This is a genomic window from Candidatus Cloacimonas sp. (assembly GCA_035403355.1).
Taxonomy (GTDB): Bacteria; Cloacimonadota; Cloacimonadia; order Cloacimonadales; family Cloacimonadaceae; genus Cloacimonas.
In genome coordinates, this window is record DAONFA010000004.1 from 1 (window position 1) to 12,714 (window position 12,714).

Consider the following 12,714-nt stretch of genomic DNA (forward strand, 5'->3'; position numbering starts at 1 on the left):
TTAGGTTCTTCAAAATAGGGGCTTTGTCAACAGCCTGAGCCCCTTAGGGCGACACATTGATAGCGATGGTGGCGTAAGCCCCTCGGGAAAAGTAAACACAGAGTATTTTTTTTCACTTTTCCGGTTCCCTCAAGCCCCTTAGGGCGACACAAAAATAGCGATGGTGGCGTAAGCCCCTCGTAGTTATAAATAAATAATATCAAGGAGAAAAAAATGCCTGCATCCTTTTGTCATTTGGCTGTTCATATCGTGTTTTCTACCAAAAATCGTAAGACCTAGCTAAAAAAACCACTTGCTGAAGATATGCATGCCTATATCTATGGTTTATTTATAAATTTAAAGGGCTTACCTCTTGCCATTGGTGGAATTGAAGACCATATCCATATTCTTTGCCTGGCTCCTAAAGAACTATGTCTGGTTAAATTTATGGAAAAGTTAGAAGCAAATTCCAGTAAAAGGTTCCGGGAAAAAACAAAATTGGATTTTCATTAGCAGGATGGTTATGCTTCATTTTACGAGGGGCTTACGCACCCATCGCTATTTTTGTGTCGCCCTAAGGGGCTTTTGGGCAGAGGGCGAAGAGATATTTTTTCTGCATTTTTACGAGGGGCTTACGCGCCCATCGCTATTTTAGTGTCGCCCTAAGGGGCTTTTGGGCAGAGGGCGGAGGGCGAAGAGATATATTTTCCGCATTTTACGAGGGGCTTACGCACCCATCGCTATTTTTGTGTCGCCCTAAGGGGCTTTTTTATTCGGAAGAACGACGTCCTCGTCGTTCAAGCACAAGAAGGGGTTGACCAGGAGGTAAACATTGCGATGTCGCCCTTAGGGGCTTTTTTATTCGGAAGAACGACGTCCTCGTCGTTCAAGCACAAGAAGGGGTTGACCAGGAGGTAAACATTGCGATGTCGCCCTTAGGGGCTTTTTTATTCGGAAGAACGACGTCCTCGTCGTTCAAGCACAAGAAGGGGTTGACCAGGAGGTAAACATTGCGATGTCGCCCTTAGGGGCATACAAGCATTGAGTAAAAAGCGAAGAGTTTGTTTTCCCATTTTTTTCAAGTGTATCACTTTTCGTGTGCCAACTCGTACCATTTTTTATTGCCATCCACAATGTAGGCGTAAGCTCCTCGGAGGGTTATGAACGACAAGATGGGGTTCTTCCAGAATAAAAAGTGCGGAGCTTCAGCGAGCTCCGGCTACACAACATCGTAACCGGTGGAGGGTTATGAACGACAAGATGTCGTTCTTCCGGAAAGAAAAATACGGAGCTTCAGCGAGCTCCGGCTACATAACATCGTAACCGGCGGAAAGTTTAAACCTGAAAAAACCCGAAATGCTCTCAATAACTCTCCGATATGATTCCCATATCTTTCCCGTATCGCAATATGGGCACGATACGGGAATCTCATCCTCAGCATATCGCAAAAAATAGAGGGCTCTGAAGGGATGAAAATGATTTTCCTTGACAGATAACCTGCCTCCAAATTTTTAGCTTAAAAGATATGCACAAAAATGGTCCAGTAACTCAGCGGAAGAGTATCTGCCTTTTAAGCAGAGAGTCGTTGGTTCGAGTCCAACCTGGATCACCATTTTGCGACCCCTTCGTCTATTGGTTAGGACTCAAGATTTTCATTCTTGCAAGAGGGGTTCAATTCCCCTAGGGGTCGCCATTTTACAGGTTAAAATTAATGATCCAATTGCTGTCCCGTTCGTCTAGTGGCCTAGGACTCGTGATTCTCAGTCATGCAACAGGGGTTCGATTCCCCTACGGGATGCCAAATATCTACATATTGGTTCGTATTTTGCAATATAAATAATAAAACACAGAAGAGAACAGGATGCAAATGGATAACGAGTTTATCGGCAAAGGAAAAATGAAAATCAGCTATCAAGTTGGAATGGATGGAGTTAAACATAGCTTCACACTGCCGCGTTATGCCTTGATTTTGTTAATTGTTTTCCTGGCATTCTTGCTTATTTCCACTATCCTTATGTTTACTATCGCAAACAGTAACGCTCAGCGCAATGCCTCGCTGAAGCGTTTGGAAACGGAAAATAAGGAGTTACGCGCCAAGCTTGATTTTTATGCCGCTACCGTGGATTCCATTTATAAAAGATTAGATAATTTGCAAATAAAGGTGAATGAGGGAGCGGAAAATTACCCTGTTTTGAATTTTAAGCAGGGAGAAAAGAAGGTATATGTTTTTGAACCTGCTTTACGCAATCGGATGGAAGACCTGGAAACAAAAATGGCTGCAATTCTGGTGTTAATTTCAGAACCCGAAAATGCTGTTCCGGTTTTACCTGCAGGGGAAAATGTCGCCGATTATATCCCTTCCATTTATCCTGCTTTCGGCAGGATTTCTGACGGCTGGGGCTTACGAGTTCATCCTATTCGCAATGAAATTGAGTTCCACTATGGTTTGGATATCGCTAATGAACCGGGAACTCCTGTTTATGCTACTGCCGCCGGAACAGTTACAACTACGGATTATGAAACCAGTTATGGTAAAAGAATAATAATCAAGCACGGAAATGGTTATGAGACACTTTATGGCCATCTATACAGCTATCTGGTGCGTTCCGGCGATCAAGTTATCAAGGGTCAAATTATTGGTTTAATGGGTAGTTCGGGAATTTCTACAGGACCGCACTTGCACTATGAAGTGCATAACAACGATGTAAAAATGAATCCTGTTGCCTATTTAAATCGCATAGATGAGCCCCTCTATGCTTTGCGCTGAAAAAACACGCGCCTATATTTTTACTAATCACGCCCCTAAAGATATTGTTTCCCGCTATAAAAATATCCAAAAAACAGACCATTTAATCGCTGTGGACAAAGGAATTGACCAGATTGATGAATTGGGCTTAAATCCTTATATCCTGATTGGAGACCTGGATTCTATAGAGCCCGAAATGCTGGAAAAATATTGCCATATCCCTTTCCATCGGCATCCCACCGAAAAAAACGAAACCGATACGGAACTGGCACTGGAGTGGTGTTTACAGCAGGAATGTTATAGTGAAATAATCATTTGCAACGATATGCAAGGTCGTTTTGACCACGCTTTAGCAATTGCCATAAACTTGTTGAAAATAAAAAGCCCTGCAGGCGAAAAAATTCCCTACCCTGTTCCCTATCGGATTGAAAGTGAAAACCAGTCCATTTTTATTTTACCGGATAACATTGAATTTAACAATTGCCAAGGAAAGCTGCTATCCCTTATTCCGCTATCGGAAAGGATTGTCTTTTCCCGGTCTCAAAACCTGAAATATCCTTTGGATAGCTTGATAATAAGGGATTATCAATCCCGGGGAATAAGTAATATTATCACTGCGGCTAAAGCCGAAATCCTGAAAACAGAAGGAATTTGCCTGGCAGTTCTGGAGGGCTGACATCCCTGTCAGCAACCTTGGTTTTTCTGAGGGCTGACATCCTTGTCAGCAACCATTTTCTTCCGCTACTCAAACATCCAGTATTTGTTCTATTTCTGCTTCTTCCACAGGTAATTCCTGCACTTTATCCAAACGCTTTTCAATTTGCCTGCTGCGGAAACTTGCTTTTTCAATGTTATTTGATGCCTCCTGCAGTTTCTTCTGGGTTTGGTCTAAAATAATTCCAAATTTACCAAATTCATTTTTGATGGAGGCAAGGATTTTCCAGACCTCGGAGGTCTTTTTCTGAATTGCCAAAGTGCGAAAGCCAACCTGTAAACTGTTTATTACTGCTGCAGTAGTGGTGGGACCGCAAATAATTATATGATAATCCCGCATAATAGATTCAAAAAGTCCCACATTGCGTAAGACCTCTGCGTAAAGACCCTCAAAAGGTAAAAAGAGCATAGCAAAATCTGTAGTAACAGGTGGATTGATATATTTATCCCGGATGTCCTTAGCGCAACTCTTTATCCTTTGAATCATACTTTTACGGGAATTTTCCACTTCCGTTAAATTGCCTTCTTCATAAGCATTGATAATTCTATGATAATCTTCAATCGGAAACTTGGAGTCAATTGGCAGATATACATAACTTTGCTTTTCTGAACTCCCCGGCAGGCGAATGGCAAATTCCACCTTTTCGTCACGGTTTTTATTGGGACGGAAATTCCTTTCATACTGTTCTGGAGTAAGTATATCTTCCAATAAATTAGCTAATTGGATTTCTCCCAAAACTCCTCTCGGTTTAACACTGGAAAGCACCTTTTTCAGGTCACCTACTCCATTTGCCAAATTTTGCATTTCGCCCATACTTTTATGCACCAGTTCCAAACGCTCACTAACCTGCTTAAAACTTTCCCCCAAACGCTTTTCCAGGGTTTCGTGCAGTTTTTCGTCCACCGTTTGACGCATTTGCTCAAGTTTGGTTTCGTTATTTTGACGAATCTGTTCCATTTTTGTTTCCAGGTTTTTACGCGATGTTTCTGCTTCCTGTTGTTGTGTATTTATCAGGTCTGTCATTCTGCGGCTGAAGTTTTCAGAAAGGTCATTCAGGGCTTTTTTCAGTTCCTCTCTGTTTGTGGCAGAATCGTTATTAAGCTGTTGTTTTAAGGTATTAAAGGAATTATTCAGTTCTTCCCTGCTGGCAGTGCTTTGCTTTATTAAAACCTCATTTTGAGCTATAATAGAATCACTGAGCTCCTTTCGGTTTTCGGCACTAATTCTTAAAAGTTCAGTTCGTAAACTGCTCATTTCTTCACGGTTATAGCGTTCAAAGGTTTCAAAGGCACCTTTCAATTCTCTTAAACTGTCTTCCCCTGTTCTTTGATGACGCAAAGAAAGAAGAATAACGGTATTGAGCACGGAAAGTCCTATTGCCAAAGCAATTAAAAGATAAACTATGGTCATTTTCCCGCTTCCTCCCTAAGGCAAAAATCTAAGCAAAAAATACATTGAACCAATTAAAGTAACATCGGTGTGACTGTCAGGGTCAACTATAATCGGTTGGTAATTTTCATTTATCGGAATTAAAACCACCGTTCTTTTAGCATCATCCAAAAGCAATCTTTTAAGTGTTATACCTCCATCAATGCGCACTGCACAAATCTTACCTTCCAGTTCACGCCATTCATTAGAATAACGAATTAACACTACATCCTGATTTCTAATATCAGGTTCCATACTGCGTCCGTTCACTCTTAAAGCCACATAATTATTTAAAGAACCATTAATCAAAGAACGGCGCACCGTTACCACATCCAGAATGGCACCGTAATTTTCCATCGGCAAACCGGCTGCAATTTCTCCGCTGACAGGAATTTCTACTGTATCGGAATCCAACAGGTCTAAACGTGCCTGCAGAATCTCTTCCAAACGGTCATTTAAGAGTTTCTGAAAATTATCCCAGGAACCGACATCCTGAGAAATTGCTCCATTAGCAGTATTAAACATTTTCCCTGCCCCGGTTATTAACCAATGTAAATTCACATTATAATTCACACTCAATTCCTCCAGCGTTTCCAAAGAAGGATTGGTGCGTCCACTTTCCATTTGAGAAATAGCAGAAGGATTTAACTTTAAGACCTTTGCCAAATCTATCTGCTTAAGACCTAATGCCTGCCTTATTTGTTTAAGTCGTTCTCCAATCATAACTAACTCCTTCAGATATTAGCCACACTTAGAATAAAGTGTTTTTAACATCTGAAACCATAATTATTAGTGCCACTAAATCTGTCAAGTTAAATTGCGGGTTGGCGAAATAGCGAGATGGCGAAATAGCGAGATAGCGAGATGGAAGATGGAAACCGGTTCATCCTCAATTGCCTATTATCATTTTTAGAAGGTAAGTTCTTTTGTATATTCTGCGGAACGGGCATTCTGTTCTTTGCCCATCAAGCTCTACTCTAAGTAATAATAACTCTTCAAATAAATCTGCATAATCTGCGTAATCTGCGTGCTTCAATCTTTTCGGTGGTTTCGGTGTTTTCGGTGGCTAAAAATAAATCTGCGTAATCTGCGTAATCTGCGTGCTTCTATCTTTTCGGTGTTTTCGGTGGCTTCGGTGGCTAAAATAAATCTCCCTATAACAAAAAACGGGTATCCGTGGACACCCGTTTTTTCAAGGACTGCGCTATTGTTTTTAGCTGATTACTACTTGCCTGCAGGGGCAGGAGTAGTTGCAGGAGTTTGACCCTGTGCAGGGGTTGTAACAGTATCAGTTACCACAGGAGCAGTTTCTTCTACTGTATTTTCCTCTGTCTGGGGTTCTGCTTTCTTTTTGCAGCCAGTAACCAATGTGCTGATCAGCAACATAGCGAGCAAAGTGATTAAGAGAACTTTCTTCATTGTTTCCTCCATAAGCAAATTCCCTTTCGGGTACTTAGGTTTTTTTTTGTTTTTTTTAGTGTGTGTTTTGTTTTGGCAATACATAAAAAAATTTGCCGGTTCTATCGAAGGTTTTATAAAGCTTTAAAAGCTTTTCTATCCTTCGCACAGTCCTTAGTCACATCTATATACTTAGTTATTGGGGACATCATTTTAGGATACTAAAATCTTGGCAAGTAATTTTTTTAGAATGCAGCATCCAAGCCCAGGTGAATCATCCCTGAACCCAGATTAGCAAAGCGTTTATCTCTATAGCCCAGGGCATATTCCAAACCCAGAATTCCCAAGCGAGTATTAATTTTCATTCCGCAGCCCAAACCAAAGATATCAGATTTTAATTTATTTTTCTCTCTGCCTAACAAGCCCTGATCAAAAAGCAGGTAGATACGCGAATCGGGGCTTAGCCGATAACGCAATTCATAATTTATCCATGCCAAACGGTAGGAGCTTAATTCGTCTTCATAATAGCCACGCAAAGTTCCGTAGCCACCCATCTTATATTGTTGCCAAAGTTCCGCATTTCTGTTTTCCAGGTTTCTGATTTCCATTCCCAAAAAACCAACAAAGCGGTTGCTGAACGGAATATAACCTTTAAATCCTGCTTCGGTAGCTCCATATAAATGTTTTGTCAGATTGCTTCCGGTTAAGCGATAGAGTAATTGCATATCCATACCCTTATAGGGATTTACACCTCCCGCATAGTTACTGTAATTCCAGAAAGCGCCAACGCTTTGTGCTTTTTCTTTATTTATAATGGCAGGACGACGGGAACCGGGAGTTAAGGATTCAGTTGCCAGTTCAATGCCCAAACTGTGTTTCAGCATTTGATAGTAGATTTTCAATCCCCCGCGGGTTTGAATCCAGGTAGAATCCTGTTGAGCTCTATAAAGTTCAATATCTCCGGCAACAGGAATTCCGGAAATACCAGATTCGTGATAGGACAGGGAAAGTTCGCTATTGGAAGAGGGAATCTGTTTCCAGAAAAGCAGAATAGCCCTGTCTGTTCCCCATAAGTTTAAGAACTGCAAACGGATTTGCCCTGAAAATTTCAGTTCTTCATTCAGGCGATTCATTCCTAAAACACCTTCCAGATAAGTCATTTTGCTTTCTTCAATATTTATCAGCAAGGTATTTTCGTTAATTGGTTCTACATTGCAGGTGCGGATATAACTTTTGCGGCTGATGTTTTCTTCCGCCTGGGTTAAGACCTCGGGAGTGATTATTTCTATATTTTCCAAGCCAGAAAGTTGCAGCAGGGTTCTATCTTTGGTTACTTTATTACCCTTGAAGATATAGTTTTTTACCCGGAGGGGTTTACCTTCATCAATGCCAATATAAGCAGTTAGTGTCTCTTCCAAAACTAAAGAATCCAGCTGAATTTTGGCAAAGAGATAGCCCCTGTTGTTATATAGCGAAAGGGTTTGTTGCATAATTTTGGCAAGCTGATTCAGGCGGTATTTTTGTTCCGGAGAAAGAAGCAACAGCTGAAAAAGTTTAGCATTACTAAAATACCGCATTCCTTGAAAGTGTAAGTAAACTTCATCGGAAGGTGCTTTTTCCTGCATCTTAAAGAGCAGGGAAATAGTTCCGGTTTCATCTGGAATTAGTTCCGGCGAAGAAATAATAACAAAGTATCTGCCTTCATCCTGTAAAAACTTATATAAGTTAGCTGTAGCATTGGCAATAAGTTCCGCATTGAATTCCTGTCCTGTATGCAGACCGCTGGCTTTCAGCAATTCCGTTTCTTCAATTCCCGAAATACCTGTAAAGCTGATAGTGCCTATAGTTATAGCTAAAGCAGGCAGTAAGAATAACCATCCGGGAATAAGCAGAAGGAAACTTTTGTGATTTAAGCGAGCCACCTTATTCTCTATCTGCTTTCAGAACTGCCAGAAATGCCTCTTGGGGAACTGAGACCGAACCAATTTCCTTCATCTTTTTTTTGCCTTCTTTTTGTTTTTCCAGCAGCTTTCTTTTGCGGGAAACATCGCCTCCGTAGCATTTTGCCAAAACATCTTTCCGCACGGGATTAATAGTGCTGCGGGCAATTATTTTGCCTCCAATGGCTGCTTGTAAAGCAATCTTGAAAAGATGTTTCGGAATAACTTCAGCCAGGGTTTCGGTTACACTTTTTCCCCAGTTGTATGCTTTATCCTGATGGCAGATAAAGCTCATTGCATCAACCTTTTCTCCGTTAATCAGGATATCTACTTTCACTACATTTGCTTCTCTGTAATCCTTAAAAGTATAATCCAAAGAGGCATAACCCCGGCTAACCGTTTTCAGTTTATCATAAAAATCAAAGATAATTTCAATTAACGGCAATTCATAATGCAGGGCAACCCTTTTTTCATCTATATACTGAATATCTTTTTGAACTCCTCTGCGTTCCTGAACCAATTTCAGCACATTGCCAATATAATCTGTAGGCAAAATTATTTCCGCATCCATAAAGGGTTCCATAATGCTTTCAATTATGCTGGGATCGGGAAAATCAATAGGATTATTCACCTGCAGTTCCTCTCCGCTTTTCAGTTTTATTAAAAACCGCACACTGGGGGTGGTAGCCATAATGGGAAGATTATATTCACGCAGCAGACGCTCTTTCACAATTTCCAAATGCAGCATTCCCAAAAAACCGCAACGAAAACCATAACCCAAAGCGGCAGAACTTTCCTTTTCATAAATCAGCGAGGCATCGTTCAATTTCAGCTTGGCAATGGATTCCACCAAATTTTCATAGTCCTCTCCATTGATAGGAAAAATACTGCTATAGACCATTGGTTTGGGCTCTCGGAAACCAGGAAGCGGATTTTCACAACCGCCTTTGGCTAAAGTAATTGTATCTCCAACTCTGGCATCGGAGACCTCTTTGATATTGGCAATAATGTAACCGGCTTCGCCACAGGTAAGTTCATTTTGCGGAGAGAATTTTAAGCCCAAATAGCCGATTTCTTCAATTTCATATTCCCTTGCCGTGGAAAAGAGCTTTATTTTATCACCTTTTTGTAATTTCCCCTCAAAAATACGCACTAAGACCACCACTCCTCTATACATATCAAAATAGGAATCAAAAATCAGTGCTCGGGGAGCGGTTTCAGGATTACCCCGGGGTGCAGGTAAACGGATGACGACAGCATCTAAAAGGTCTTTTACTCCCTCACCGGTTTTGGCGCTAACTTTGATTATTTCTTCCGGCAGGCAACCTAAGATTTCGCATAAATCATTTTCCGTGCCTTCAATATCTGCTTTGGGTAAATCAATTTTATTAATTACGGGAAGAATTTCCAGGTTATTATCCAAAGCCAAATAAAGGTTGCTCATTGTTTGGGCTTCAATTCCTTGAGATGCATCCACTAATAGAACTGCTCCTTCACAGGATGCCAAAGCCCTTGAGACCTCATAAGAAAAATCCACATGGCCGGGAGTATCAATCAAGTTCAAAACATAATTCTGATCCTGATAGTTATGCACCATCCGGACGGCATGGCTTTTAATCGTGATGCCTTTTTCGCGTTCCAAATCCATACTATCCAAAACCTGAGAGACCTCGGTCCCTTTTCCGATAATATGTGTTTCTTCCAAAAATCTATCTGCCAAAGTGGATTTTCCATGATCAATATGTGCCACAATGCAGAAATTGCGGATAAACTCTTCTTTCATTCTATTTCCTTAATTTGTATCAAATTAAACAGCATCTCCGGGCAACGGAAAACTGGATTCCAAAAATACCTGCCTTGCCTTTTTGTCAATTATCCTTTTTTAGAACATTTTAGAACATCCTGTTTCCCAAGCCCGAAGCTGTAGATGCAAACATATCCTAAGAGTGAAGATTTATTTTGAACCATCTGGTTTTTTGCCAAATCAGTATATAGAAAAGACATATAAAGAAAATAAGGTTTAGCAGGTTGAGCAAGTTTTAAGGGTAGCCCCTTAGGGAACCGGAAACTTAGCAGAGAGCGGAGGGCGGAGAGCGGAGGGCGGAGAGCGGAGGGCGGAGAGCAAAGAGCCAAAAGGTTTATTTTTCTGCGTTTTTACGAGGGGCTTACGCCACCATCGCTATTTTTGTGTCGCCCTAAGGGGCTTTTAGCAGAGGGCGGAGAGCAATGAGCCAAAAGGTTCATTTTTCTGCGTTTTTACGAGGGGCTTACGCCTCCATCGCTATTTTTGTGTCGCCCTAAGGGGCTTTTAGCAGAGGGCGGAGAGCAAAGAGTTTGTTTTCCTTTTTTTTTTCAAGTGTATCACTTTTCGCTTGCCAACTCGTATCATTTTATATTGCCATCCACAATCTCTTTTTCTCTTTTTCTCTTTTCCTCTTTTCCTCTTTGTAAAAATCAAATCTCAGTGTCCTCAGTGTCCTCAGTGTCCTCAGTGTCCTCAGTGGTATCAATTTTTTCGGTGTCCTCGGTGGCTAAAAAACCTCTCTTTTCCTTTCCCCAAAACGAAATTAGCACTCATCTACTTTGACTGCTAATTTTTTTCTTGCTTTTTTTAAAACCCGGATTATAATATATAGTGAACGATAAAATGAACAGGAGGTTCAAAATGAAAGTCGTACCATATCGCAAAACAAACGAATTGAGACCGATGAGCAATATGCTCAGCTTATTCGACGAATTCTTCAATCGTTTTTACGAAGAAGAAGGAGAGGAAGATAATTTCCGGGCGATGGCAATTGATATTATGGAGCATGATAAAGATTACCAAATTCTGGCAAATCTGCCCGGATTTACGAAAGACGATGTCAAAATCAGTATGCATGACAATCAACTAATGATTGAAGCCAGTAAGGATGTAACCAAAGAAGAGACCAAGGGCACAGTTTACCGCTGTGAAAGATACAGTGGCAGCTATCGCCGTAACCTCTTGCTTCCTGAAAATGTTGAGGTCAGCAAAATCTCAGCTAAGATGGAAGATGGGGTGCTGAAACTTACGATTCCGAAAAAGGAACCCTCTCCCAAAAAAGAAATCACCATAGAATAAAGAACTATGGCAAAAAAACTACAGGATTGCGTCAATCGCGGCGCAATCCTTTTTTTATGAACAGGTTCTAAAGAACATCAATTTTCCTGCATCGCTTATGTTCTTCACCCCTTTTTCATTTATATTTACGCAATCTGTATGAAACAAACTTGATAAGTTCTCACTGCCAAAAATGTGCGTAGGTAGAGAACGGTTATTTTGGCAGTTACCCCTTCCCGCTTAGCACTTTAATCCGAAAGATGCAATTACTTGTTCCTTAATCATTTGTTTAACGCTGCTTTAACGCTGCTTTAACGATCCTTTAACGATGCCTTAACTTTGTTAAAGAAGCGTTAAGCAATTTTTAATGATACATAAAAGAGTGGTTCTCGAAAGGAACTTCGCAGTAACAAATACTAATAAGCAGTGGAATAATTAGCTGATGCGGTTTCCCCTTTGCTTATCCAGTAATCATTTCCCGATTGCCTGAATTTCGCTTGTGCAGGAAAGACCGGGGAAACATCAGCTCAGAAATGCTCTGCTAACTTTATAGAAAAAGCGGCGAGAGGGCTAACCTCCATTCGGATTCCCGCTTCAACAGGAAAGCTCAGCTGTTTTTCAATAGGGAAAAAGGGTTTAATAGCTATCCGAACAGGGAATTGCTTTTTGCCTCTACCTGGCGAACTCCAATTACTTTAAAAGTAAATTCATAATTGTAGGTGGTATTGTCAACGGTCACCGGCAGCAGGATTTTCAATTCTTTGCCGTTGAATCTAACTGCCTTTTTGTATTCAGTGGGCAAAAGAGGAGTGCGCACATAAACGCTTAAAAGAGTGGAAGGATTGGTATGGTCGGCAGAAAAGATGGTTTCCGTGAGATTATTTCTGGGAGCTATTGTGCTGGGTGACTGGGGCTTATCTTTTTCAGAATCAGAGGTGCTGGAAATCAACAGGCGATGACCAATGTTGTCGTAATCCATATACAGTCCCTTTTCCCAATCCAGAGTAATATTTTTATTAGAGGCATTGTAGAGGGTTAATTCAAAGCCATTTTCCGAGGCATACCAGATAGTATGCATAAATTCATCGTCGTAATGATAGCGCAATTTATCTGCCAAAGTGGTATCAGCCACGGGAGCTTTACTACGCGTAGTTTCATCTCCGCCTCTACTAACTTTCGTAAGGGCAATATCATATTTGGTAACCAGTTTGGTTGCCTGCTCTGAACCGGTTGTGGCACAAGAGGCAAGCAGCATCATAACAATGGCAAAGGGGATTAATAAATAAGCTCTTTTCATTTTAACTCCTTTTTTTAGCGATGATGATTTATTTCTTTCCAGCTATGACAGCATTCTGTCAAAACTTTTCGGTAATACTTCAAATTATGCAGCATTGGCGGTAAGCAAATCACTTTCCCTGCCCAAAAA

The 12,714-nt window shown here is 40.9% G+C and carries 10 protein-coding genes and 3 tRNA genes; 7 read left to right on the top strand and 6 right to left on the bottom strand.

Annotated elements, in window-relative coordinates; genetic code table 11:
* Nucleotides 1-303: 303 nt before the first annotated feature.
* From PLE33_02055 to PLE33_02080, 6 genes are all read left to right on the top strand, one after another.
* Nucleotides 304-492, top strand: a complete 189-nt coding sequence (locus tag PLE33_02055) for a transposase (protein HPS60032.1) — start codon at nt 304-306, stop codon at nt 490-492.
* Nucleotides 493-1,516: 1,024 nt separating this feature from the next.
* Nucleotides 1,517-1,591, top strand: a tRNA-Lys gene (locus PLE33_02060).
* 6 nt (nt 1,592-1,597) lie between these two features.
* Nucleotides 1,598-1,672 (top strand) — tRNA-Glu (locus tag PLE33_02065).
* A gap of 32 nt (nt 1,673-1,704) precedes the next feature.
* Nucleotides 1,705-1,780, top strand: a tRNA-Glu gene (locus PLE33_02070).
* Between the two features lie 66 nt (nt 1,781-1,846).
* Nucleotides 1,847-2,746 carry a M23 family metallopeptidase gene (locus PLE33_02075; protein HPS60033.1) on the top strand — a complete coding sequence of 300 codons (900 nt, stop codon included), beginning with the start codon at nt 1,847-1,849 and terminating at the stop codon, nt 2,744-2,746.
* Complete coding sequence (locus tag PLE33_02080; protein HPS60034.1) at nt 2,721-3,401, top strand: thiamine diphosphokinase; 681 nt, start codon at nt 2,721-2,723, stop codon at nt 3,399-3,401. Before PLE33_02075 ends, PLE33_02080 begins: the two co-directional genes overlap by 26 nt.
* 69 nt (nt 3,402-3,470) lie before the next feature.
* Here PLE33_02080 and rmuC read toward each other — a convergent pair whose 3' ends face one another.
* The 5 genes from rmuC to lepA form a co-directional block, all read right to left on the bottom strand.
* Nucleotides 3,471-4,850: a DNA recombination protein RmuC gene (rmuC, locus tag PLE33_02085; protein ID HPS60035.1), complete on the bottom strand. Its 1,380-nt coding sequence runs from the start codon at nt 4,848-4,850 to the stop codon at nt 3,471-3,473.
* Between the two features lie 15 nt (nt 4,851-4,865).
* Nucleotides 4,866-5,591 carry an XRE family transcriptional regulator gene (locus PLE33_02090; protein ID HPS60036.1) on the bottom strand — a complete coding sequence of 242 codons (726 nt, stop codon included), beginning with the start codon at nt 5,589-5,591 and terminating at the stop codon, nt 4,866-4,868.
* A gap of 501 nt (nt 5,592-6,092) precedes the next feature.
* Nucleotides 6,093-6,287: a hypothetical protein gene (locus PLE33_02095; protein HPS60037.1), complete on the bottom strand. Its 195-nt coding sequence runs from the start codon at nt 6,285-6,287 to the stop codon at nt 6,093-6,095.
* Between the two features lie 224 nt (nt 6,288-6,511).
* Nucleotides 6,512-8,188, bottom strand: coding sequence for a POTRA domain-containing protein (locus PLE33_02100; GenBank protein HPS60038.1), 1,677 nt, complete (start codon nt 8,186-8,188; stop codon nt 6,512-6,514).
* 1 nt (nt 8,189) lies between these two features.
* Nucleotides 8,190-9,989, bottom strand: a complete 1,800-nt coding sequence (gene lepA, locus PLE33_02105; protein ID HPS60039.1) for a translation elongation factor 4 — start codon at nt 9,987-9,989, stop codon at nt 8,190-8,192.
* Between the two features lie 882 nt (nt 9,990-10,871).
* On the opposite strand from lepA, the gene PLE33_02110 reads away from it, so the two are divergent.
* The gene (locus PLE33_02110; protein HPS60040.1) at nt 10,872-11,309 is read left to right on the top strand and encodes an Hsp20/alpha crystallin family protein; all 438 of its coding nucleotides are present in this window, start codon (nt 10,872-10,874) and stop codon (nt 11,307-11,309) included.
* Nucleotides 11,310-11,931: 622 nt separating this feature from the next.
* On the opposite strand, the gene PLE33_02115 is transcribed toward PLE33_02110, so the two are convergent.
* Complete coding sequence (locus PLE33_02115) at nt 11,932-12,585, bottom strand: hypothetical protein (GenBank protein ID HPS60041.1); 654 nt, start codon at nt 12,583-12,585, stop codon at nt 11,932-11,934.
* Nucleotides 12,586-12,714 lie beyond the last annotated feature (129 nt).